The following is a 23487-nucleotide window of genomic DNA, read 5'->3' on the forward strand; positions in this document are numbered from 1 at the left end:
GGGAGAACTGCACATGAGCGATAACATTCGACTGTCCGTAACGGGCGTGACCAAGCGCTTCGGGGGGCTGCAGGCGCTGTCCGACGTCGGCCTGGAAATTACGGCAGGCAATATCTACGGCCTGATCGGCCCGAACGGCGCTGGCAAGACGACGTTCTTCAACGTAATCACCGGGCTCTACACGCCGGACTCCGGTGAGTTCAAGCTGGACGGCGAGGCGTACACGCCGACGGCCGTTTATCAAGTTGCGAAGGCGGGCATTGCCCGTACGTTCCAGAACATCCGTCTGTTCGGTGGCATGACCGCGCTGGAGAACGTGATGGTGGGCCGCCACGTGCGCACGAAGCATGGCCTGTTCGGTGCCGTGTTCCAAACGCCGGCGGAACGCCAGGAAGAGCGAGAGATCAAAGAACATGCAATCGAGCTGCTCGAATACGTCGGCATCGCACAATACGCGGACTACACCTCGCGCAACCTCTCATACGGTCACCAGCGCCGTCTGGAAATCGCGCGCGCGCTCGCGACCGATCCGAAGCTGCTCGCGCTCGACGAGCCGGCTGCAGGCATGAACGCGACCGAGAAGCTCGAGCTCACAAAGTTGCTCGACAAGATCCGCGGCGACGGCAAGACGATCCTCCTGATTGAACACGACGTGAAGCTGGTGATGGGCCTATGCAACCGCATGACCGTGCTCGACTACGGCAAGGTGATCGCCGAAGGTTTTCCGCAAGACGTGCAGAAGGACGCGAAAGTGATCGAGGCATATCTGGGCGCGGGGGTCCACTGATGGCTACGGCAATGTTGAAAATCAAGGGGCTGCAGGTCAACTACGGCGGCATCCAGGCGGTCAAGGGTGTCGATCTGGAAGTCGCGCAGGGCGAACTGGTGACGCTGATCGGCGCGAACGGCGCGGGCAAGACCACGACGATGAAGGCGATCACGGGTCTGAAGCCGTACTCGGCTGGCGACATCGAGTACATGGGCCAGTCGATCAGGGGCGTGCCGGCGCACGAGTTGCTCAAGCGCGGCCTCGCAATGGTGCCGGAAGGCCGGGGTATCTTCGCGCGCATGTCGATCCTCGAAAACATGCAGATGGGCGCGTACCTGCGCAGCGACAGCGACGGCATCCGGAAGGACGTCGACCGTATGTTCGGCTTCTTCCCGCGCCTGAAAGAACGTGCGACGCAGCTCGCAGGCACGTTGTCGGGCGGCGAGCAGCAGATGCTGGCCATGGCACGCGCGATCATCAGCAAGCCGAAGCTTCTGTTGCTCGACGAGCCATCGATGGGTCTCTCGCCGATCATGGTGGAGAAGATTTTCGAAGTGGTGCGCACGATCTCGTCGGAAGGCATTACGGTGCTGCTCGTGGAGCAGAACGCGCGTCTTGCGCTACAGGCGGCCAATCGAGGCTACGTGATCGACTCGGGTCTCGTGACGATGGAAGGCGAGGCCAAGCAGATGCTCGACGATCCGAAGGTGCGCGCAGCGTACCTGGGAGAGTAAATCGCCAAGACCTTCTCAAGAACAGCCGCAGAGAGGTTTCCGGCGAGCCCCTCTGCAACGAGCGCATCAATGAGCTCTTTCTGCTCGCTTGAGATTGTTTTCATATTGAATAGTGCTTTTACCGAACCCTAGTTTCCTGCCGATGCGGCGATTCCCCGTGTTGATCACTACTCCCGGCGGCAGTTGGGTCGTCCTGCCGGAGTTGTACCGCTCCGCCTGCCTGGATGGATAGGTCTTCACCCCCATCCTGGTCAGTACTTGCTCGGCCAGGACTTCCACCGGCTGCGTAGGAATGGGCTGACCGGACAAGGCGCTTCGCTTCGCTTTGGCGTACACCCCCACCCCAAGCTTCACGATAACGCCACCCTCAACGAGTTTGCGCAGCGCGCGACTAACCTGGGCTTCGCTACCAAAGCGCGCGAAGTCTGTTCGCAAGAATACGTCGGCCGTCCGTTTGGCGATCGATATCCTCAGCCGGTCTTCAAGGTACACGACAATCTCCGATCACTAGGTCCGCGACAAATATACCATAACCCTATGATATATAAGAATATATTACTACGACTTCCGATCATCGTGTAGATGATGAAGTAACGCCCCATTCCGATCCCGCCCGCTCGGAGGGGTGAAGCTCTCAGCTGTGTGGGTGACAATATCGGTCGCAGGAATCCGTTCGCGGTTTGCCGCCAGTATTCAGACGACTGCCCGGCCTCAGTCGATTTCGAGTTGGCTCTTTTCCCCGACGTATGTATTTGTAAGCGGCTCTTGCTTTGCGCACGCCCTCGGCCCTGCGGCTTAACTCGACCGAATGCATCCGCGGACCGTGCCGAGATCGCCAATTTCGACGCGCGGCTGCCACTGCCGCAGTCCGATCTGGTGCGAAGCAACGTTCTATCACTTGAAGCTGCGCAGCTACGTGGTCGAATTGAAGGCGACGCACTTCCGTCCCGAATGCGCCAGCATCCTGATGCGACGGCTAGCCTCACTCGTTACATCGCGCGCAGAAATGCCGAGGGCAGCGTGACCCTGTGCTTACGCTCCGCGGCGCCGCGCTAGGCGCCCGAGTCAATGTGCTCGATTTTTTCAGGGAGCTCCCACAGCAGAATATTGGCCCGTTTGCGCGAATTGTTAAGGGCTTCTTCCGCCTGAGTCCGGTGCTTCGCCCGCGCTTGTCGATCCGCGCGTTCGTCCGCGCTCAGGGAAGCGCGAGCATCGGGATGGCTTTTGCGCCATTTGGCATCCTCAGCGATGAGACGCTCGATCCGACGCTGCAACATTCTGCAGCTATGTGCCGCGTTGATGACCTCTGTCTCGAGTGCGGCAATTTCCAAGCCGCCGAGTGCGCGTTTGAACCGCCTGACGGTCTCATCTGACGGATTGGCAGTTCCTCGGTAATGCAGCCCGCAGACCGCGTTCTCCAACTCGGCCGCGTTGCGCAGCGCCTCGTTTGCACGCCGGAAACTGTCGACGTGCGAGATCAATTCATCGAGTGCTATACCCCGCGGAATCGTACTAAAGCGTGACGGCGTGCCGTCAATGGATGTCTCCGGCGTAGGAATCTCGTCCACGATTCCAACCATTCTGCGCGCAGCAAGATCCTCCATAACAGCGACGAATGTCTCGCTCAATATTTGAACACCGCTTGTTCTAGCGCTGGGCTCCCCCTCTAAAACAGCGTTTGCCTCCCCAGGTTGTTCGCTCCCGGTATCGATCGGATGTCCCACTGGACATCCCATTCCTGTAATGACGCCGGGCGCGAACGACGGCAAGCGCTCCAATTGACGAAAAACGTCGGTCATCGCGTCGCGCTGACCACGCAATTGCTCTCTGAACCGTGAAGTAAGCGCAGGAACGCCGTCCGTCCACTCGACAGCGTTCTCGAAAAGAGCGTTGTTTTCCCGCGTTGGTGCAATCACGCCAAACGCGAGGCGCAACGACAGCGCCTCTACAATCCGGTGCTCGGTGATGGCTCGCAGCGCCTCCATGGGATCGTCGGGGCCGCCATTTTTTCTGCCCAACGCCTCGACGATTGCATCTGCAATCGAATCGATCCCATCCTGCAACGTTGCCAGGGGTGAATTGAACCGGTCGGCACCTGGCCCGCTTGATTGCATCAAATCGAGTTGAGTGCGACAGACCAGCGCCGGGTCGCGCTTTTTGAGTTGCATGGCTTCGTCTGCGACCAGTTCCTTCGCCGCCCGCTTGAGGATCGTCGCGGCCCGCATGATATCGAATGCGAACGTCTCGCCGTACTCGCCGACCGGTACCGCTACCACGTTCGTCAAGAACTCGGGATTGGCGAGCGTCAAATAAAACCGGTCCACCACTTCGACTGGCGTCATCGCGCGAACCTGTGCAACTTCTTGCGCACTCGGCCCGCTACCACGAACCTTATGAACGAAATCGATGAACGAGCGACGTTCGTTCATGGCCATTGGCATAGGCATGACGTTGATTGGCGATACGTTGTCGTCGTATAGCGCAGGTGTTCTCTCCATTAACAATGCGTTCCTTGGATCGAATGGCGTATAAGCCTGCCCCTCGACACCGCCGCCGTTCGCTCGCAACCTCTCGATCTTGTCTGCGAACGAGAAACACAGCGGTGAAAATGTGGACTGCAACTGCCGTAACGTTTTCCGTTTCGCTTCCATTTCATCGAGCTTGCCGCGGCGCTGTGCCGGTTCGACGGAAGTTTTTTTGCTCGGCGCATTCGCAAGCGGCCCCGATGCAATGCCTCGAGAGGACGGCTTCACCGAAAGCGGTTTCGCGGCAGGGGGGCCCCTATCCTCAGCTCCAGGCTGAGTAGGTTCGGGTTGGCCCGGCTGTCTAATGGGCGATGACGATGCCATAACGTACGGAATCTGCATATGTCAGATCACGACGTATAGCATGCGCCCAAGCGCGCGGGCCCCAGCGCGCGAACTCAGCACTGGCACGGCGAAGCCCAAAGCCGAAGCCGGAGCTCCGCTCGGTGCGAACGCTCAAAAACCGGATTCGGGGGTTAACACCCACAATTTGTCAACACCGCGGAAAGCTTCGCGAAGGAATCCGCTTTCTATAATCGGCCTCATATGTCGTCAGCCTGCAACCAGCACAACGTTTGGACCCTGCGATGAAAGATGCCGAAATCGACCGGTGGCCATTTGCGATCCTCATGTGCGTTTGTCTGGGCGGCCTGTTGTTGAAGTCGTACGCGCTAGGGCACCACACTTCGCCGCTCGATGGCGCGTTCGCCCGCACATGGAGCGACCTGCTGCTCTTCCTCGGAGGTGTGGGCAGCGCCGCGCTTCTCTGTGTCAAGGTCTTGGGCCCCGCCAGGGTCGAGAGCATGCTTTTCTGGGTGTTCCTCGCAGGCATCATCGCCGCCGCGATCCTGTTTTGCCGGGGAATCTGAGCGAAGGCATGAGCATGGCGCACATCATGGATCGACGCAGGAGTGAGCGATGACCGAAGGCCGGATGTCTTTACGCGCCGTCATCGACAAATGGGTTGGCCGCACGGCGACGAACCCCATCAAGATCGTTCGACACGGCGATGCACGCTCGGGCCGCTACGTGCTCGTCTCGCTTTCGCGCTCGGCGACGATGCAAACGATCTTCTTCTTTCGTCACGATAACGGTAGCTGGAACGTCTTCCCGCCCGAAACCCAACGCCCCGTAATGACGCATCTGCAATACGGGATGCACGGCATGCGCTGATTGCCGATTGTCCGTTTTGCCCTTTGCGCCTCAGTACACCCCTGGCACGCCAGGCGGACGGTGCTTGAAGCGCCGGTGCACCCAGTAGTATTGATCGGGGAATCGCAGAATCTGCGTCTCGAGAAACGCGTTCATTCTCGAAGCATCGTCCATATCGCTCCCCGACGGAAACCCGTCGAGCGGCTCGAAGATCGTCAGCTTATAGCCCTTGAAATCCGGAAGTACCTCGGTCACGAACGGCACGACCCGGGCGCGGCCCAACTTCGCAAGCCGCGAGACCGAAGTCAACGTACACGCGGGAACGCCGAAAAACGGTGCAAAAACAGAGTTCTCGATACCGTGATCCATATCGGCTGCCAGCATCACGGGCTTGCCCGAGCGCAGGATCGAGAGCACCTTTCTCGCGCTCGTCGAGCGCTCGATCATTTCCGCGCCGAACCTGCCACGCTGCCGCTTTGCCAGGTCGCACATGCGCGTATTCGACATGCGCGTGTACAACGCCGCGACAGGCAGTTGCATCGAATACAGCATGCAGCCCACCTCGATGCCGACGAAGTGAAATCCCATGAAGATCGTCGGCGGCGCATCCGGGTCTTCGAGATCGAGCTTGCTGTCGATCTGGACGATCGCCCTGATCGCCCGGGCACTACCGAACCACTGAATGCCCCGCTCCAGATAGCTGCGGACAACCTGCCGAAAATGAGCTTTTGCGAGATCGTCGTGCTCACGCTCGCTTTTCTCGGGAAAGCACAGGCGCAAGTTCACCAATACGATATGTTTTCGGCGGCTCGGAAGCATGTACAACATCGTGCCGAGCATACTGCCAAGTCTCGCGACCAGCGCATAAGGAAGGACCGAGAACGCGCGCAACACCGCGACGAGGAATGCGTGACCGAGTTGTTCCACAAGGTGCCCCGATCAGCCAGGCCGGCGGAATTCGCTTTCCACCCAGGCCGCGGCACTCGCCTTGGTCAATTTGAACGCTGCCGCCACACGCACCTGCGCAAGCCGTTCGCCAGCGGAATCGAGCGCGCTCAATAGTGCGTAGGGCTCGTCCTCGTCGGGCACGATGTCCAATGTGATCTCGAGTTGATCGTCGCCCGTTGCCGCCGCGACTGTCACCCGCTTATGCAACTGCGCGCGCAGTTGCTGCTCATGCCTGCGCAATACCTCGGAAGCCGTTTTTACGAGGGTATTGAATGCCGATGTGTCCAGTGGCTTCGGGTCCTTCTTGTTGCGGCCCATTGTCCACGGGCCCACAAGCGCGGGTTCCGGTTCCCCGTCCTTGATCATCTGAACGGCCCAGCCATCGTCGTCTTCGTTCTTGACCACGCGCGCAGTCCAGCCCCCGTCTCGCCACAGACGATCCTCGTGCAGGGTTTCGAGAACTTCGTCGCAGAGGCCCTCCGCGGCGGGACTGGTGGAGAGATCGGACGATGAAAACAGCGTATCGGTCATTTCGGGTTGATGGTCGTTCGTGGGCGGCGGCATTCGGCACAAGGATGGGATTCTACTCGCCCGGTGGACCGTTCTGTTCAAGTTTGCCGTGAATCTGCCGTTTACCCGGGGTTGGCCCGACACGGTACCCATCGAACTCCTGGAGCTCATTCATGAACGTATTGCGCGCGCGCAGCCTTAGCATCGGCGCACGGCTTGCCGCCCTGTCCTGCACGCTCGTGGCACTGCTGTTTCTCGCATTCTCGTGGGCGTTGACACAAGCCGCGGGCGCACAGGTGCGCGAGCAGGTCATGAAACAAGTGGATGGAAAGAATCGCTCGATCGGCGAAATGATCAGCGTGGTCGATCAGACGCTGACGGCCGAGGTGGGCCGTTCGATGACGCTTTTCGCAAGCTTTCTGCCCGGCCCGTTCACGATCGACGAGAACGCCAAAATCGACATCAACGGTGTGGCCACGCCGACGTTCAAAGCGGGCGAGCGCGTGCTGAACCTCGATTTCACGATACCCGATCAATTCCTGGAGCGCAGCGGCGCAGTCGCCACCGTATTCGTACGCAATGGCGACGACTTCATCCGCGTCACCACGTCGCTCAAGAAGCAAGACGGGTCGCGAGCGATCGGCACGCTGCTCGACCGTAAAGGTCCCGCATATGGGCCCGTCATGGCGGGGCGCACCTATACGGGCCTCGCGGCGCTCTTCGGCAAACAGTACATCACTCAATACAAGCCGATCACGGATGGGTCTGGCCGTATCATCGGCGCGCTTTTCGTTGGCGTCGATATCGAGGCGCAGATGCAGGCGCTGCAGGACCAGATTCGCAAGCTCAAGGTCGGCGAAAGCGGCTATTACTTCGTGATCGACGCGTCGGGCGGGGCGAACCGCGGCAAGTTCATCGTGCACCCGGCCGCAGCCGGACAGCGCTTCGACGACAAGAACGGGCCCTACACGCGCATGCTCGAACAAAAGGAAGGCCGCATCGATTATGCGTCGGCGGACGCCTCGCTCGGCGAGACCGCTGCACGGGAGAAGACGGTTTCGTTCATCACCGTGCCCGAATGGCAATGGGTCGTCGGCGGTGTCGCGTTGCGCGACGAGGTCATGGCGGAGATCGCCTCGACTCGCAACCGCTTCGCCGCGATCGGTGTGGCCTTGCTGATCGCTTTCGGCGTGTTCTTTTCGATCGCGGTGCGCCGCGTGGTGAGCCGCCCGCTCGAGCGGATCGCTGCCGCGGCAGGCCAGCTCGCCGCGGGCGACCTGGCCGTGCGGCTGAGCGGTAGTGGCACAGCCAGTTCCCGCGCCGGCGTGCGAGACGATGAAATCGGCCGGCTCATGCGCGCCATCGACGGCGTCGGCGAAGGCCTTGCGCGCATCGTCGCCCAGGTACGCGAAGCCGCCGCCGGCGTCAGCGCAGGCACGGCACGCATTTCGGCGAGTAGCGGCGACGTCGCGTCCCGCATCGCCACCCAAGCGGCGAGCGTCGAACAAACCGCCGCCAGCATGGAGGAGATCACGTCGACGGTTCAGCAAAATGCGGATCACGCCGCACGCGCCAACGCCGTCGTCGGGAGCGCGGCGGACGCGGCGCTCGGCGGCGGACAAGCTGTCGAGCGCGTCGTCTCGACCATGAGCGACATCAATCAGGCCTCGCAGAAAATCGCTGACATCACGACCGTGATCGAAGGCATCGCATTCCAAACCAATATCCTTGCGCTCAACGCAGCGGTCGAAGCTGCGCGCGCAGGCGAGCACGGCCGAGGGTTCGCCGTCGTGGCGTCCGAGGTTCGTGCACTCGCGCAACGCAGCGCCGCGGCCGCCAAGGAGATTGCCACCGTAATCGGCGAATCGACATCCACCGTGCAAAACGGCTATCGGATTGCCGCGGAAGCCAGCACGGCGATGCAGGGTATCGTGGCGCGCGTCGATGAAGTACGCGCGATCATCGGCGACATTGCGGTCGCATCGCGTCAACAGTCGGCCGGCATCGAGCAGGTCAATATCGCCATTACGCAAATCGGTCAGGCCACACAGCAAAACGCGACGCTCGTCGAAGAAGCCGCCGACGTATCGCGATCGCTCGAAGCCCAGGCGTCCAGCCTCGATGGCGCGGTCTCGGCGTTCAAGCTCGCCAACAACGCCAGGGGCGCTTGAGCCCCTATTCCAGTGGCGGGGTACGCTCCTTGCGCGCCTCGCATGTCGTGCCGCGCAAGCGTCGTCGGTGAGCATCGATCGGCGCTGAGCGCGCCGTCGCACCGGAGGCACTGACATGGCAACCCAACGCAATACCACCCCGCAATTCGACCGGCCCTTCAAGCTCGTTGCGGCCGGATCCCGAGTTCTGGCGCAAAACGCGGCAGGCAAGATCATCGACATCGGGGCGATCGAATGCGGCGCCCAGGGCGCCTGCTCGATCAAGCTCGATGTGGATGCGATCGAAAGCGGCCCCCAGCCCGACGCGACGCAAGCGCTGCAGGCGCTGATACCGATACTGACGTTCGACTACCTCGACGGCCTGTTCACGAGCGAGGCCGATGCCCGCGTCGACGGATTGCTCGACGAATGGCCACACGTGTCGTTCACGCTGCCGGAGCCGGCACCGCGCGAACTCACCGACCGCAGACCACCCGAGCTCTTTTGACACGGCACGAGACTCCAAGGCACCGTCAACGACACCGCTCAGGCACGGACGTTGCGAAACACCTGACGGTGTCTAACCGTTGCTGAGCCATTCGTCACGAGGGTACGCAACGGTCGTCTCGGAAATGAGACATGTCGGACGCGCTCGCTTGGGCGCGTCCATCTCACCAGAACCTGCGCATACGGGCCTTTGCCTCGAGCTGCCAGCCGACTTCCTCGTTCCCCAGCCTTGAATTCGTCTTACGTCTGAGACGAAATCGCCAGCTTTTTGCCTCGCATCCCTCCTTTTTGCGGCGGGTGCCGCATGGCTGCTGGATGCGCCGCCGATGGCGCAGTGCTTGCTAAAGCAGTCCGCGCATCGGTAGCGGGCAACGATCGGTTCCGTAGAAGAACCATAAGGACCAAGGAAGGGGGATCTCATGGACAAGGCTAACGCGCTGCTAGCGAGGCCTTCAGCGCTCGGGGGAGCGCTGAATCAGGGTGCCCATAGCATTTTCGCGCGCTTGTTTTAAATGCATTCCGCCACACCGGAAGCCGCCACCGAGCCGGCAAGCGAGCCCGCTGCTCGAGGATGGGATGTCCCACCGACCTCCGGAATCGAAAACGATCCGTTGCTCGGCTGTCTCATCGCGCTCGCCCGGCTATTCAACCAGCCAACGAGTGCCGACGCGCTCGTGGCAGGCCTGCCACTGAACGATCAGCACCTGACGCCTGCGCTTTTCATTCGGGCGGCGGCGCGTGTCGGCATATCGGCAAAGCTCAACAGACGCCAGCTCGACAGCGTTACCGACATGCTATTGCCGGCCGTTCTTCTCTTGCGAGATAAGCAGGCCTGCGTCCTGTTGCGCAGGAACGGCGGCGGCAGTATGCAAGTCGTTCTCCCGGAAACAGGCGACGGCGAACAAGAAATCAGCGTAGCCGATCTGCAGGAACGCTATACAGGCCTCGTTCTCTTCGCGCGCCCTGCTCACCGGTATCACGAGTGCGATCCGGACAGCGCCGTGCCGCGCGCGAGCCACTGGTTCTGGGGCGTGGTGAAGCAGGCATGGCCGATCTACGCGGAAGTGATGATTGCATCGCTGATGGTCAATGTGTTCGCGCTAGCGATGCCGCTTTTCACGATGAACGTCTACGACCGGGTGGTCCCGAACCACACGCATGAGACGTTATGGGCTTTGACGGTCGGCGTCATGGTGGTGATAGTGTTCGATTTGCTCATGCGATCGCTACGCGGCTATTTCATCGACGTGGCCGGCAAGAAAATCGACGTGATTCTTTCCGCCAATCTGTTCGAGAAAGTGCTGGCGATTCAGATGGCCGAGCGACCGCCTTCCGTGGGTGCCTTTGCCTCGAACATTCAGGAGTTCGAAGCAGTAAGGGAATTCCTCACCTCGGCGACCGCCTCCGCGTTGATCGATCTCCCCCTTTGCGTCGTTTTCATCGCAGCGATGTTCTGGGTTGGCGGCGCACTCGGATGGCTCCCGCTGATCGCCCTGCCGCTCGTCGTGGGGTTCGGCCTGGCCGTACAAGGGCCATTGGCCGCGACGGTCGAGGTCAGCCAACGTCACACGGCGCAACGGCAAGCCCTATTGATCGAATCGTTAGTCGGGCTCGAGGCCATCAAGATCAATGGCGCCGAAGGCCAAATGCAGTCGTTGTGGGAACAGACGGTCGGCCAGTTAGCCCGTCTTGGCTTGCGCTCGCGCTTTCTTTCGGCGTGCGCGGTCAACTTCGCCGCTTTCACGCAGCAGGCCACCTATCTCATCGTCGTCGTATGCGGTGTCTACTTGATTGCCGACGGCAAGCTCACCACAGGCGGCCTCATTGCCTGCACGATTTTCACCGGTCGCGCATTGTCTCCCATGAGCCAGGTTGCGTCCCTGCTGACCCGCTATCACCAGTCGCGCGGCGCGCTCGCATCGATCCAGCGGTTGATGCACCTGCCGGTCGAGCGCCCTGCCGACAAACGGTTCGTGCACCGCCCTGCGCTGCGCGGCAGCATCGAATTCAAGAATGTCCATTTTTCATACCCCCGCCAAACCGGCGCTGCGCTCGAAGGCGTGTCGTTCCGGATTGCTGCCGGAGAACGTGTCGGCATCATTGGCCGGGTCGGCTCGGGAAAGACTACCGTCGAAAAACTGATTCTCGGGCTGTACCCGCCCGCTTCCGGGAATGTGCTTGTCGACGGCGTCGAGTTGCGACAGTTCGATCCCGCACAACTGCGGCGCGGTATCGGCCACGTTCCGCAGGATGTCGTGCTCTTCAACGGCTCCGTGAGAGAAAACATCGTGCTCGGTGCGCCGAGCGCGGACGATGCGGCCGTACTGCGCGCGGCGCGAATTGCCGGGGTGGCGGACTTCGTCGACCGTCTGCCGAACGGATTCGACCTGCCCGTCGGCGAACGAGGCGAAGCATTGTCCGGCGGTCAGCGGCAGGCGATCGCGATCGCGCGCGCCGAGTTGCTCTCGCCACCCATTCTCGTGCTCGACGAGCCGAGCAGCGCAATGGACAACCGCTCCGAAGAGCTCTTCAAGGCGCGACTCACCCCGCAACTCGAAGGGCGTACGCTGGTGCTGATTACGCATCGTGCATCCCTGCTGGCGCTCGTCGACCGGCTGATCGTCATGGATCAGGGACGCGTTATCGCCGATGGGCCCAAGGATCAGGTCTTGGCCGCCCTTGCCGGAAGGAGGCTTCATGTCGCGGCCGGCTGAGCACAACGGCGCGGATTCGTCGACCGTGCACCGCGGCACGCTCGCGGCACTGGCACATCGCATGAGTGCCGCGCTGCGGCCGCGGCCCGACGATACGGCGTTCATGCGCGAGCGCTGCGCAGCCGTCATGGAAGGGCCGCGCTATTTCACCCACTGGATCCTCTGGGCGACATTGGCCTTCTTCCTTGCCGCATTGACTTGGGCTGCGTTCGCCAACGTAGACGAGGTCATCGTTGGAGAGGGAAAGGTTATCCCGACACGCCGAATTCAAGTCGTGCAAAACCTCGATGGCGGCATCGTCTCCGAGATCATGGTCCGCGTGGGGCAAGTCGTGCAGAAAGACGAGCCGCTGTTGCGCATCGACGATACACGGTTTGCATCGTCGTACAAAGAGGGAAAAACCAAGGATGCCGCGTTGATCGCGAGGATCGCACGGCTCACCGCGGAAGCGAACGACACGGCGTTTATCGCTCCTCCGCAATTGGAGAAAACGGATCCGTCGCTGCTCAATCAGGAACAATCGCTGTTCGAATCCCGTCAGCGTGAATTGCAAGCGAACCTGGCCGTGCTCAAACAACAGTCGGAGCAACATCGCCAGGAACTGGCGGAGAAGCGTTCGCGCGAGGTGCAACTGCAGCACAGTTACAGTCTCGTCGCCAAGGAACTCGACTTGACGAGCCCACTGGTCCAAAAGGGCGCCGTTTCCGATGTGGAAGTGTTGCGGCTGGAACGCCAGGCCAACGATATGAAGGGCGAGCTGGATGCAACGCGACTCGCCATGCCAAGGCTGGACGCTGCGTGGCGTGAAGCTCGACAAAAGATCGACGAGCTCACCGCGCGCTTCCGGGCGGACGCGATGAAGGAACTGAATGAAACGCGCGCCGAACAAGCGGCCCTGAGCGCGGCCAACGTTGCACTGGAAGACCGTGTCACGCGCACGACCGTGCGGGCGCCCGTGAAAGGCATGATCAAGCAAATCAAGATCAACACCGTGGGCGGTGTCGTTCAGCCGGGCATGGATCTGCTCGAAATCGTGCCGCTCGACGAGACGTTACTGATCGAGGCACGCGTGCAGCCTTCGGACATCGCGTTTCTGCACCCGGGTCAGGACGCAACGATCAAGCTCTCCGCTTACGACTTTTCCATTTATGGCGGATTTCCCGCGACGGTCGAGGACATCAGCGCCGACACCTTGATGCCCGAGCGCCCCGGCGAAAAGCCGGAAAGTTACTACCGTGTCCTCGTTCGCACGAAGACGAACAAGCCCAGCGGCCAGCGCGAGCCTGTGCGGATCGTGCCGGGGATGATTGCGACCGTCGATATCCAGACCGGGCGCCGAACTGTACTGCATTACCTGCTCAAGCCCGTGATCAAGACCAAGGAAACGGCGTTACGCGAGCGTTGAGATCAGGCGGATTTCAGTTTTATTCACATACGGCACGGCGGCATCGCTTCGTCGAGACTGGTTGTGCCAGGCACTAAACAAAACGGGGAAGACTCATGGCTACCATCACCAGCGGAACGACTGTCTCGATCAGCAACACGCCGCAGGCCACCGACGACGTCTATACATCCGCGCAGACAGGACTGACCGACGATTCGCTCGGCGTTGTCTATCTGAATGTGATGGCCAACGATCTCGGCGGAGCGGCGAAGACACTCTACTCCGTCGACAGCGGTACCGAGACTACGCTTACGCAGGAACAAAGCGCGCTGTTGACTCAGGACACCACGCGCGCGGAAGCCGTCAGTACGGACTACAGTGCGCATGGTGCGCATATCTGGATCACGTCCGACGGAAAGGTGGGATACGATGCGAGCCACATCGACTCTTCCTGGCTTGCAAACAGCTTCAACACGCTGGGTTACGCGCAAGACAGCTTCAACTATGCGATTCGACTCAGCAACGGCACGCTCAGTTGGGCGACGGCCTACGTCGACATTGCGCCGCCGGCGCCCGTCGTGGCATTGGCAAACGACACGGGGAATTCCGCGCACGACTGGATCACCTCGGACAGCACGCTCTCCCTGGGCGGCCTTGCACATGGTGCCACGGTGCAGTACAGCACCGACAATGGCGCGCATTGGAGCAGTAGCTTCACCGCCGCTGAGGGACTGAATTCCGTCGAAGTGCGGCAGATCGATGTCCTTGGCAATGTTTCGGCAACGTCGACCTGCTCGTTCGTTCTCGACACAACGGCCGCGGCGGCTCCTGGGGTAGCCCTGACGACGGACTCGGGCAGCAGCGCCTCGGATCACGTGACGAACGTCGGTGCACTGAGCCTCACCGGTGTTGAAGCGGGCGCGACGGTACAGTACAGCACCGATAACGGCGCTCATTGGACCAGCGGTTTCAGTGCGGTCGAGGGGTTGAATTCTGTCGAGGTGCGGCAGATTGATACGGCAGGCAACGTATCGGCGGCGACCACGTTCAGCTTTACGCTCGATACGTCGGCTGCTGCGCCGGGGGTGACCCTTACCACCGACTCCGGCGGCAGCACGAACGACCACGTCACCAGCGTCGGCACGCTGAACCTCAGCGGTGTCGAGAACGGCGCCACCGTACAGTACTCCACCGATGGCGGGCAAAGCTGGAGCACCAGTTTTTCCGCAGTCGAAGGCACGAACAGCGTCGAGGTGCGTCAGACTGATGTAGCCGGGAATGTCGCCAACGCCACCAGCTTCAGCTTCACGCTCGATACAGCGGCCGCCGCGCCGGGCGTGACCCTTGCCACCGATTCGGGCAGCAGCACCACCGACCACGTCACCAACGTCGGCACGCTGAGCCTCAGCGGTGTCGAGAACGGCGCCACCGTACAGTACAGCACCGATAACGGTGCTCATTGGACCAGCAGTTTCACTGCAGTCGAGGGGTTGAATTCTGTCGAGGTGCGGCAAACCGATGTAGCCGGCAACGTCTCCAGCGCCACGAGCTTCAGCTTTACGCTCGATACGACGGCTGCCGCCCCAGGCGTCGCGCTTGCCACCGATTCGGGCAGCAGCGCCTCGGATCACATCACCAACGTCGGCACACTGAACCTCACCGGTGTCGAGAACGGCGCCGCGGTACAGTACTCCACCGATGGTGGCCAAAGCTGGAGCACCAGCTTTGCCGCCGTCGAAGGCACGAACAACGTCGAAGTTCGTCAGACCGATGTAGCGGGGAATGTCTCGAACGCCACGACCTTCAGCTTTACCCTCGATACAACCGCCGCTGCCCCAGGCGTCGCGCTTGCCACCGATTCGGGCAGCAGCGCCTCGGATCACATCACCAACGTCGGCGCGCTGAACCTCACCGGTGTCGAGAGCGGCGCCGCCGTACAGTACTCCACCGATGGTGGCCAAAGCTGGAGCACCAGCTTTACTGCCGTCGAAGGTACGAACAGCGTCGAAGTTCGTCAAACCGATGTAGCGGGCAACGTCTCCAGCGCCGCGAGCTTCAGCTTCACCCTCGATACCGCGGTGGCCACTCCGGGCGTGAGCCTTACCGCCGATTCCGGCAGCAGCACCACCGACCACATCACTAACGTCGGCACACTGAACCTCACCGGTGTCGAGAGCGGCGCTGCCGTCGAATATTCGACCGATGGCGGGCAAAGCTGGAGCACCAGCTTTACCGCCGTCGAAGGCACGAACAGCATCGAAGTGCGCCAAACCGATGTAGCCGGGAATGTCTCCAGCGCCACCAGTTTCAGCTTCACCCTCGATACAACCGCCGCCGCCCCAGGCGTCGCGCTTGCCACCGATTCGGGCAGCAGCGCCTCGGATCACATCACCAACATCGGCACGCTGAACCTCACCGGTGTCGAGAGCGGCGCCCCGGTACAGTACTCCACCGATGGCGGGCAAAGCTGGAGCAGCAGTTTCACCGCCACCGAAGGCACGAACAGCGTCGAGGTGCGCCAAACCGATGTCGCCGGCAACGTCTCCAACGCCACGAGCTTGAGCTTCACCCTCGATACGACGGCCGCCGCCCCGGGCGTGACGCTTGCCACCGACTCCGGCAGCAGCACCTCGGATCACATCACCAACGTCGGCGCATTGAACCTCACCGGTGTCGAGAACGGCGCCACGGTACAGTACTCCACCGATGGTGGCCAAAGCTGGAGCAGCAGTTTCACCGCCGTCGAAGGCACGAACAGCGTCGAAGTGCGTCAGACCGATGTAGCGGGCAATGTCTCGAACGCCACGACCTTCAGCTTTACACTCGATACAACCGCCGCTGCCCCAGGCGTCGCGCTTGCCACCGATTCGGGCAGCAGCGCCTCGGATCACATCACCAACGTCGGCACATTGAACCTCATCGGTGTCGAGAACGGCGCCGCCGTACAGTACTCCACCGATGGTGGCCAAAGCTGGAGCAGCAGCTTTACTGCCGTCGAAGGCACGAACAGCGTCGAAGTCCGCCAAACCGATGTAGCCGGCAACGTCTCCAGCGCCACGACCTTCTGCTTCACGCTCGATACGTCGGCTGCTGCGCCGGGGGTGACCCTTACCACCGACTCCGGCGGCAGCACAACCGACCACGTCACCAACGTCGGCACGCTGAACCTCAGCGGTGTCGAGAACGGCGCCACGGTACAGTACTCCACCGATGGCGGGCAAAGCTGGAGCACCAGCTTTACCGCCACCGAAGGCACGAACAGCGTCGAGGTGCGCCAAACCGATGTGGCCGGCAACGTCTCCAGCGCCACGAGCTTCAGCTTCACCCTTGATACGGCGGCTACCGCCCCGGGCGTGGCGCTTGCCACCGACTCCGGCAGCAGTGGCTCGGATCACATCACTAACGTCGGCACACTGAATCTGAGCGGTATCGAAAACGGCGCCACCGTACAGTACTCCACCGATAACGGCGCCCATTGGACCAGCAGTTTCAGTGCGGTTGAGGGGCTGAATTCTGTCGAGGTGCGCCAAACCGATGTAGCCGGCAACGTCTCCAGCGCCACAAGCTTCAGCTTCACCCTCGATACAACTGCCGCCGCCCCGGGCGTAACCCTTGCCACCGACTCGGGCAGCAGTGGCTCGGACCACATTACCAACGTTGGCACGCTCAATCTCAGCGGTGTCGAAACCGGTGCGGCTGTACAGTACAGCACCGATAACGGCGCTCATTGGACCAGCAGTTTCAATGCAGTTGAGGGGTTGAATTCTGTCGAGGTGCGGCAGACCGATGTGGCCGGCAACGTCTCCAGCGCCACGAGCTTCAACTTCACCCTCGATACGGCGGCGGCCGCCCCCGGCGTCGCGCTTGCCATCGATTCGGGCAGCAGCACGACCGACCACATCACAAACATCGGCACGCTCAACCTCAGCGGTATCGAAAACGGCGCCACCGTACAGTACTCCACCGATAACGGCGCTCATTGGACCAGCAGTTTCAGTGCGGTTGAGGGGCTGAATTCTGTCGAGGTGCGCCAGACCGATGTTGCCGGCAATGTCTCCAACGCCACCGGCTTCAGCTTCACGCTCGATACAGCGGTGGCCGCGCCGGGCGTGGCGCTTACCACCGACTCCGGCAGCAGCACGAGCGATCACATCACCAACATCGGCACGCTGAACCTCACCGGTGTCGAGAACGGCGCCGCCGTACAGTACTCCACCGATGGTGGCCAAAGCTGGAGCACCAGTTTTACCGCCGTCGAAGGCTCGAACAGCGTCGAGGTGCGCCAAACCGATGTCGCCGGCAATGTCTCCAGCGCCACCAGCTTCAACTTCACCCTCGATACGACGGCCGCCGCCCCGGGCGTGACCCTTGCCACCGATTCCGGCAGCAGCACGACCGACCACATTACCAACCTCGGCACACTGAATCTGAGCGGTGTCGAGACCGGCGCCACGGTACAGTACTCCACCGATAACGGTGCTCATTGGACGACCACCTTTACCGCCGCCGAAGGCGAGAACTCGCTGCAGGTGCGTCAAATAGACATCGCCGGCAACACTTCGGCCGCCACCGCATTGAACTTCACACTGGACACCACGGCGCCCTCCACGCTGACCTGGCAGTACAGCGGGCACACACTGACAGCCACCACCGACACATCGAATGTCTGGAAGGTCACGATTCACGACAATTCGACGGGTGTCGACTATCTGGCAACACAGCAAAGCCCGGGAACGTGGAGCTTTTCGAACCAGACTCTCAATCTGAACAAGGACTCCATCACGGTGACCGAGTGGGACCTCGCGGGCAATACGCGATCACTGCAACACACAGCTCCTGCCGGAATCGCCGGATCTGACATCAATCTGGCATTGGCGGATCCATCGAACGGCGCAGCCGATCTCACGGTAACGATCTCGGGGATGCCGGCCGACTGGAAACTCAGCGCCGGGACCGACCTCGGCAACGGCTCCTGGCTCGTGTCGACACACGATCTGAGCGGACTCTCCGTTACGCCCCCCGCGTCTTTCACTGGCGCAACGGTACTGAACGTAACGGAGAACTGGACCAACGCCGACGGCAGCCACTCGTCGCTCACTGTCTCAGACAACGTCGAAGCCTACGCGGCCAACGCCCCCATTTTCGCTTGGTCTGGCTATGACCACCTCAGCGGCTCGAGCGCGAGCGACCTCTTCGTCTTTGCCCAACCGATCGGTAACGATACGCTGCATAACCTTGATGTTGGAGCCGACAAAATCGATCTGGTCGGATTTGCCGGCATGGGGAGCTTCAGCGATGTGCAGACACACATGACCGATGACGCCAATGGCAACGCAGTCATCACACTCGGTGCCGGCCAAAGTATTACGGTCGAGGGCGTGCATTCGGCGGACCTGACAGCCAGCAACTTCGTGTTCGATCAAGAGCCCGTGAGTACCAATACAGGCATCCTGACGGTCAACGATGGCGCCATGCTGCCCATCGGCGGAACCATCGAGAATGCCGGGACGATCGTACTTGCTTCGACCGGCGATGAAACGAACCTCGAAGTCCTCGTCAAAAATGCAACGCTCGAAGGCGGTGGCCAGGTTCAGCTTTCCGACGACAGCCACAACATCATCTTCGGAGGCGCAGCCGATGCGACGCTCGTCAACGTCGACAATACGATCGCAGGCGCGGGCCAAATCGGCGCCGGCCAGCTGACGCTGACGAACGGTGGCACGATCGTCGCCAACGGCACGCATGCGTTGGTGATCGATACCGGCAGTAACACCGTCAGCAATACGGGCACGCTCGAAGCGACCGGGGCGGGCGGTCTCGTGGTCGACGGTGCCGTACTGAATACAGGAAACCTCTGGGCCAATGGCGCAAACCTGACGATACATGGCGATGTGACCGGAAACGGGGCCGCCACGATCAGCGGTGCGGCAACGCTGGAATTCGGTGGCGCCTCGGCAGCCAATACCGCGTTTTCCGACGGTGCAGCCGGCACGCTCCAGCTCGATCGCGCCGAAAGCTTCAGCGGCTCCGTCTCGGGCTTTACGACCGGCGACAAGCTGGACCTGGCAGACGTACTCTATAGCGACCACGCGACGCTCAGCTTCACGGCAAACGATGCGGGAACAGGTGGCACGCTGACCGTCAGCGATGGCGTCCACACAGCTCAGATTGCGATGCAAGGCAATTTGTCCAGTGGAGGGTTCCAGCTCGCGCAAGACCAGAGCGGCGGCACGCTGGTCACGTATATTGCGCCGGCCTTGCCGCACGTCCAGGAATATTAACGGAGATATCGGAAGAACCCGTGTCGGAATCGGCTTAACGGGATTCTCCTGATTGAAAGCGCAACGTATCTCAAGCAATATAAATCGTCGAATGATGCCGAAGTACCGGGGGCGGTATTTTTTGCTTCGGCATCATGAGATAGCGGTCTTGGGGTTACAGGAAATGCGCAATGAATAAAAATAGGCCAAGGCTTGCAATGCTTTTATTGCTGGCCGCGATAACCGTCGATGCTTCAGACGCTTGCGCACAGACCCTTCAAGAGGCAGTCGAACAGGCCGTCGCGACCAATCCCGAAGTGCTTGCCACGGATTATCATCGCGAGGCAGCGGATCAAGCGCTGAAACAAGCGCAAGCCGGCTACTTGCCGCGTCTCGATGTCGATGCCGGCATCGGCCGGGAGCGACGCGACGACACCGAAACGCGCCTACTCGGTTTGAATCGCACTACTTTCACGCATCGCACCGCCAACGTTACGCTGACGCAAATGCTGTTCGACGGCGCAGGCGTCAAAAGCGAAGTCGCCCGCCAAAGGGCGCGCATCGAATCGTCTGGCTATGGAGTGGCAGCGACGGCACAGGATGTGGCGCTGCGCGTCGTCGGTGCCTATCTCGAAGTATTGCGCCGGAAAGAAACAACTGCCGCGGCGGAAGACAACATCGAGGCACATCGCCGCATCTACGAGCAGATCAAGTTGCGTAGCGATCGTGGCGTTGGACGACGCGCCGATCTCTATCAGGCTGAAACTCGTCTGGCGTTGGCCAGCGACAACTTGCGCTCGGAGCAAAGCAGCCTGAAGGATGCGGAAATCGCGTACACACGTCTGGTCGGCGTGCCGCCGGCGGCGCTGATGAAGCCCAGCGCGCAGGAGGAGGCGATCCCGCCTACCGAGCAACTCGCTGTGGATGCCGCGTTGGCGCGCCATCCTTCGCTTGGCGGAGCCGACGCGGACGTCGACCAGGCGCGCGCCCAGTACAACGTCGCAAAATCAGCGCTATGGCCGCGCCTCGATCTCGAAGTCAGCACCGCGCACGACCGCGAAAGCATGCTCGGGCCCAGCACCGATCGTCGCGTCATGCTTCGGCTGCGCTTCAATATTTTCAGTGGCGGTGCCGACAAGGCACGAATCGGGGAAGCCGCAGCGCAGATTCGCGAAGCCGAGGAGCAGCGCGACCATACGCGTCGCGAAGTGCAGGAAACCGTCTCGCTTGCATTCAACGCCTACCGCACCGCGCGTGATCGTACCGCCGTCCTCGCGCAGTACGTAGGCTCGAGCGCTTCCACACGCGAAGCCTATGGGTTGCAATTCGGCATCGGGCAGCGCTCGCTGCTCGATCTGCTCAACGCCGAAAGCGAGTACTACAGCGCGCGCATCGATTACATCAGCGGCCAGTATGCTCAGACGGCGAGCGCTTATAAGGTCTTCTCAGGCATGGGGCAGTTGCTCGATATGCTTCACGTCGATCTGCCGCCCCAGGCCATTTCGTCCTACCGTCTGCGGGTGCGATGACGCAGCCAATCTCGTCGCATGGCACCGTACTCAGGTGCACAGCGATACGCGCTCCGGCTCGTCTGCGTCGAACCAATCGGGATTGCGAGCGGCGACGGGGCCCAGCGAAACGAGGATTTCCCGCAAGTGTGCGCGCATCGCCTGCTCCGCCGCGGCGGGATCGTGCGCGCGCAGCGCGGATACGATCTTCGCGTGCTGGCGAATCAACAGATCGAGCGGTGAAACCTCGGGCAGGCTCAGATAACGCACGCGGTCCATTTGCGCCTTGATATCCTGAATCGTTTCCCAAGCCGCAATACAGTCGATCGATTGTGCAATGGAATAATGAAACGCCTCGTCGAGCGCAAGGAATCGCGCGGTGTCGTTCACCTTTGCCGCGAGCTTCTGATCGCGGAGGTTTTCGCCGAGCTGCAGCAGTTGGTCATCGGTAATCGATTCTGCCGCCTTGCGTGCCACGGCGGTCTCGATCGCCTCGCGAATGAAACGCCCCTCGCGCACCCTTCGCGGCGAAATCTTGCGCACGAACGTGCCGCGCTGAGGCAAAACCTGCAATACGCCCGCCTCGGCGAGCTTGATGAACGCTTCACGCACAGGTTGTCGCGATACGTGAAACATCTCCGACACCTCTTTTTCCGACAACGGCGTGCCGGGGACCATCTGCCCGACGAAAATCGCCTGGCGCAACGCCCGGAAAATCTGTGCGCCGATCGGCTCATGGGAATCGAGCGAAACCTGCGCAGCCAGGTCGGGAAGCGCGGTGCGCGGCGCAGCGGCCAACCCGCCGCGCCGCCTGACCGTTGCAACCGGTGCCGACCGGCCGGTCGGCGAGGCGGAACGCGGAATCGAAGCGGTGGAAAGCGTGGTTTTCATATCCACCATACTACCATGCGCGTCCCACCCGAACGCCCGCTGGGCGCGGCTCGCGAATACCCACGATCGAGCAGACGGCGCCTGCCACCGCAATGCCGCCTGCCAGGACGAACGCGCTCGCGTACGAGCCGTGCGCGGCTTGCACGATGAAACCCGTCGCAGCCGGCCCGATAACGCCGGCGAGATTGGCGAGAAAGTGCACGAAGCCGCCGACACCGCCCACGTGGCGGCGCGGCACCGTATCCTGGATCACGGCCCAGTACACGGAACCCGTCACATAGAGAAAGAAAATCGACACCGACATCAGCGCAACGGCGCCCGATGTGCTTTGGACCCCACCCGCGAGCGCGACGCACAGCGCCGACGCGCCAAGGCATACGCCGAGCACGATCCGGCGCGACAGCAGCGGTCGTCCCGTGACCTTGAGAATGGCGTCGGAAATGAAGCCGCCCGAGGCAAGCCCGACGCTTCCGAGCAGCCACGGAATGACCGTTGCGATACTCATGTCGCGCAGACTGAGGTGATGCGCCTCGGTCAGATAGGTCGGGAACCACGAGAGGAAGAAAAACAGCACGTAGTTATAGGCGAAAAACGCGCAGGCCGTGGCGAGCACGAGCGGCTTCCGCAGAAAATGCGTGAGCGGCGCGGACTCCTCGTCGATGGCGCCTGCGGTACTTGCGTCGCGCTGTTGCTGCCCGCTTTCGATCAGCTCGAGCTCGGAGCGTGAAATGCGCGGATGATCGCGCGGCTCGTCGGTCGTCGTCGTCACCCAGGCGACGAGCCATATCAGCCCGAGCACCATGATGCCGACGAAGGCCCAGCGCCAGCCGAACCGCACGGCAAGATAGCCGACCACAGGTCCTGCAAGCGCGCCGCCCAACGGCGTTCCGGAACTGATGACACCGATCGCGCTGGCGACTTCGCGCTTCGGGAACCAGTTGTTGACCATTTTGCTGTTCGACGAGCTGAACGGCCCTTCGCCCATGCCGAACAGCACGCGTAGCACGATCAACGAAGCGATGCCGGTTGCAAGTGCCGTCGCACCGCAGAAAATCGACCAGATCGCCATGGCGGCGCCGAATACGCGCTTAGCGCCGAAGCGGTCCGACAGCACCCCGCCGACGAAGTTGAAAATGGCGTAGCCCACGAAGAAGCTGCTGAACACGACGCCGAGTTGCGCATGCGTGAAGTGCAGGTCTTGCTGAATCAACGGCGCCGCGATCGAGAGCGCTGCGCGATCGAGGTAGTTGACGAGGCCTGCCAGGAAAAACAAGGCGACGATGTACCATCGCTGGCTCTTGAACATGATTGCGTCTCCTTAGCGCATCCGCGCTGACTTTCATCGATACAAAGCTGTCGCACCTCTTTGCGGGCGTGTTCGACAAACCTGAAAATGCAAATGCAGCGAACCGGCACGAAGCGCCCGTTCGCATCG

Annotated in this window: 16 protein-coding genes; 10 read left to right on the top strand and 6 right to left on the bottom strand. The window is 61.5% G+C overall.

All coding sequences use genetic code 11. The features are described 5' to 3' along the window. Positions 1-13: 13 nt before the first annotated feature. On the top strand, positions 14-787 hold the full coding sequence (locus ACR9ZC_RS19005) for an ABC transporter ATP-binding protein (protein ID WP_481581479.1): 774 nt from the start codon (positions 14-16) through the stop codon (positions 785-787). Then, on the top strand, positions 787-1503 hold the full coding sequence (locus ACR9ZC_RS19010) for an ABC transporter ATP-binding protein (RefSeq protein ID WP_481581480.1): 717 nt from the start codon (positions 787-789) through the stop codon (positions 1501-1503). The genes ACR9ZC_RS19005 and ACR9ZC_RS19010 overlap by 1 nt, the downstream gene beginning before the upstream one ends. A gap of 66 nt (positions 1504-1569) precedes the next feature. Here ACR9ZC_RS19010 and ACR9ZC_RS19015 read toward each other — a convergent pair whose 3' ends face one another. After that, positions 1570-1995 carry a DUF6088 family protein gene (locus tag ACR9ZC_RS19015; RefSeq protein WP_481581481.1) on the bottom strand — a complete coding sequence of 142 codons (426 nt, stop codon included), beginning with the start codon at positions 1993-1995 and terminating at the stop codon, positions 1570-1572. Between the two features lie 560 nt (positions 1996-2555). Continuing rightward, positions 2556-4256: a hypothetical protein gene (locus ACR9ZC_RS19020; protein ID WP_481581482.1), complete on the bottom strand. Its 1701-nt coding sequence runs from the start codon at positions 4254-4256 to the stop codon at positions 2556-2558. A gap of 359 nt (positions 4257-4615) precedes the next feature. On the opposite strand from ACR9ZC_RS19020, the gene ACR9ZC_RS19025 reads away from it, so the two are divergent. Together ACR9ZC_RS19025 and ACR9ZC_RS19030 are read left to right on the top strand one after the other, a co-directional pair. Continuing rightward, positions 4616-4897: a hypothetical protein gene (locus ACR9ZC_RS19025; RefSeq protein ID WP_331573466.1), complete on the top strand. Its 282-nt coding sequence runs from the start codon at positions 4616-4618 to the stop codon at positions 4895-4897. Between the two features lie 49 nt (positions 4898-4946). Beyond that, positions 4947-5201 carry a hypothetical protein gene (locus ACR9ZC_RS19030; RefSeq protein WP_481581483.1) on the top strand — a complete coding sequence of 85 codons (255 nt, stop codon included), beginning with the start codon at positions 4947-4949 and terminating at the stop codon, positions 5199-5201. 30 nt (positions 5202-5231) lie between these two features. On the opposite strand, the gene ACR9ZC_RS19035 is transcribed toward ACR9ZC_RS19030, so the two are convergent. Together ACR9ZC_RS19035 and ACR9ZC_RS19040 are read right to left on the bottom strand one after the other, a co-directional pair. Next, positions 5232-6107, bottom strand: coding sequence for a lipid A biosynthesis lauroyl acyltransferase (locus ACR9ZC_RS19035; protein WP_481581484.1), 876 nt, complete (start codon positions 6105-6107; stop codon positions 5232-5234). A gap of 12 nt (positions 6108-6119) precedes the next feature. Then, a complete protein-coding gene (locus tag ACR9ZC_RS19040) occupies positions 6120-6659 on the bottom strand; it encodes a hypothetical protein (protein WP_481581485.1) in 540 nt (179 codons plus the stop codon). A 152-nt stretch (positions 6660-6811) separates the two neighbouring features. Here ACR9ZC_RS19040 and ACR9ZC_RS19045 point away from each other — a divergent pair, with 152 nt between their 5' ends. The 6 genes from ACR9ZC_RS19045 (at position 6812) to ACR9ZC_RS19070 (ending at position 21182) form a co-directional block, all read left to right on the top strand. Next, on the top strand, positions 6812-8809 hold the full coding sequence (locus tag ACR9ZC_RS19045; protein ID WP_481581486.1) for a methyl-accepting chemotaxis protein: 1998 nt from the start codon (positions 6812-6814) through the stop codon (positions 8807-8809). Positions 8810-8924: 115 nt separating this feature from the next. Continuing rightward, complete coding sequence (locus ACR9ZC_RS19050; protein WP_481581487.1) at positions 8925-9296, top strand: hypothetical protein; 372 nt, start codon at positions 8925-8927, stop codon at positions 9294-9296. A gap of 511 nt (positions 9297-9807) precedes the next feature. Next, positions 9808-12009, top strand: coding sequence for a type I secretion system permease/ATPase (locus ACR9ZC_RS19055; RefSeq protein WP_481581488.1), 2202 nt, complete (start codon positions 9808-9810; stop codon positions 12007-12009). Further along, complete coding sequence (locus tag ACR9ZC_RS19060; protein ID WP_481581489.1) at positions 11993-13414, top strand: HlyD family type I secretion periplasmic adaptor subunit; 1422 nt, start codon at positions 11993-11995, stop codon at positions 13412-13414. Before ACR9ZC_RS19055 ends, ACR9ZC_RS19060 begins: the two co-directional genes overlap by 17 nt. 95 nt (positions 13415-13509) lie before the next feature. Then, on the top strand, positions 13510-19674 hold the full coding sequence (locus ACR9ZC_RS19065; RefSeq protein ID WP_481581490.1) for a beta strand repeat-containing protein: 6165 nt from the start codon (positions 13510-13512) through the stop codon (positions 19672-19674). 170 nt (positions 19675-19844) lie between these two features. Continuing rightward, entirely contained in the window at positions 19845-21182 is a 1338-nt protein-coding gene (locus ACR9ZC_RS19070; protein ID WP_481581491.1) for a TolC family outer membrane protein, read from the top strand. Between the two features lie 30 nt (positions 21183-21212). Here the strand turns inward: ACR9ZC_RS19070 and ACR9ZC_RS19075 are convergent, their stop codons facing one another. Together ACR9ZC_RS19075 and ACR9ZC_RS19080 are read right to left on the bottom strand one after the other, a co-directional pair. Next, on the bottom strand, positions 21213-22052 hold the full coding sequence (locus ACR9ZC_RS19075) for a GntR family transcriptional regulator (protein ID WP_481581492.1): 840 nt from the start codon (positions 22050-22052) through the stop codon (positions 21213-21215). A 10-nt stretch (positions 22053-22062) separates the two neighbouring features. Beyond that, positions 22063-23358: an MFS transporter gene (locus ACR9ZC_RS19080; RefSeq protein ID WP_481581493.1), complete on the bottom strand. Its 1296-nt coding sequence runs from the start codon at positions 23356-23358 to the stop codon at positions 22063-22065. Positions 23359-23487: the final 129 nt, after the last annotated feature.

This window comes from Trinickia sp. HAY1-2D, assembly GCF_056754935.1.

Coding starts and splice junctions, on each gene's coding strand:
- ACR9ZC_RS19070 (WP_481581491.1), top strand. CDS start 19,845: ATGAATAAAAATAGGCCAAGGCTTGCAATGCTTTTATTGCTGGCCGCG.
- ACR9ZC_RS19010 (WP_481581480.1), top strand. CDS start 787: ATGGCTACGGCAATGTTGAAAATCAAGGGGCTGCAGGTCAACTACGGC.
- ACR9ZC_RS19040 (WP_481581485.1), bottom strand. CDS start 6,659: ATGACCGATACGCTGTTTTCATCGTCCGATCTCTCCACCAGTCCCGCC.
- ACR9ZC_RS19075 (WP_481581492.1), bottom strand. CDS start 22,052: ATGAAAACCACGCTTTCCACCGCTTCGATTCCGCGTTCCGCCTCGCCG.
- ACR9ZC_RS19060 (WP_481581489.1), top strand. CDS start 11,993: ATGTCGCGGCCGGCTGAGCACAACGGCGCGGATTCGTCGACCGTGCAC.
- ACR9ZC_RS19080 (WP_481581493.1), bottom strand. CDS start 23,358: ATGTTCAAGAGCCAGCGATGGTACATCGTCGCCTTGTTTTTCCTGGCA.
- ACR9ZC_RS19025 (WP_331573466.1), top strand. CDS start 4,616: ATGAAAGATGCCGAAATCGACCGGTGGCCATTTGCGATCCTCATGTGC.
- ACR9ZC_RS19065 (WP_481581490.1), top strand. CDS start 13,510: ATGGCTACCATCACCAGCGGAACGACTGTCTCGATCAGCAACACGCCG.
- ACR9ZC_RS19050 (WP_481581487.1), top strand. CDS start 8,925: ATGGCAACCCAACGCAATACCACCCCGCAATTCGACCGGCCCTTCAAG.
- ACR9ZC_RS19030 (WP_481581483.1), top strand. CDS start 4,947: ATGACCGAAGGCCGGATGTCTTTACGCGCCGTCATCGACAAATGGGTT.
- ACR9ZC_RS19005 (WP_481581479.1), top strand. CDS start 14: ATGAGCGATAACATTCGACTGTCCGTAACGGGCGTGACCAAGCGCTTC.
- ACR9ZC_RS19055 (WP_481581488.1), top strand. CDS start 9,808: ATGCATTCCGCCACACCGGAAGCCGCCACCGAGCCGGCAAGCGAGCCC.
- ACR9ZC_RS19045 (WP_481581486.1), top strand. CDS start 6,812: ATGAACGTATTGCGCGCGCGCAGCCTTAGCATCGGCGCACGGCTTGCC.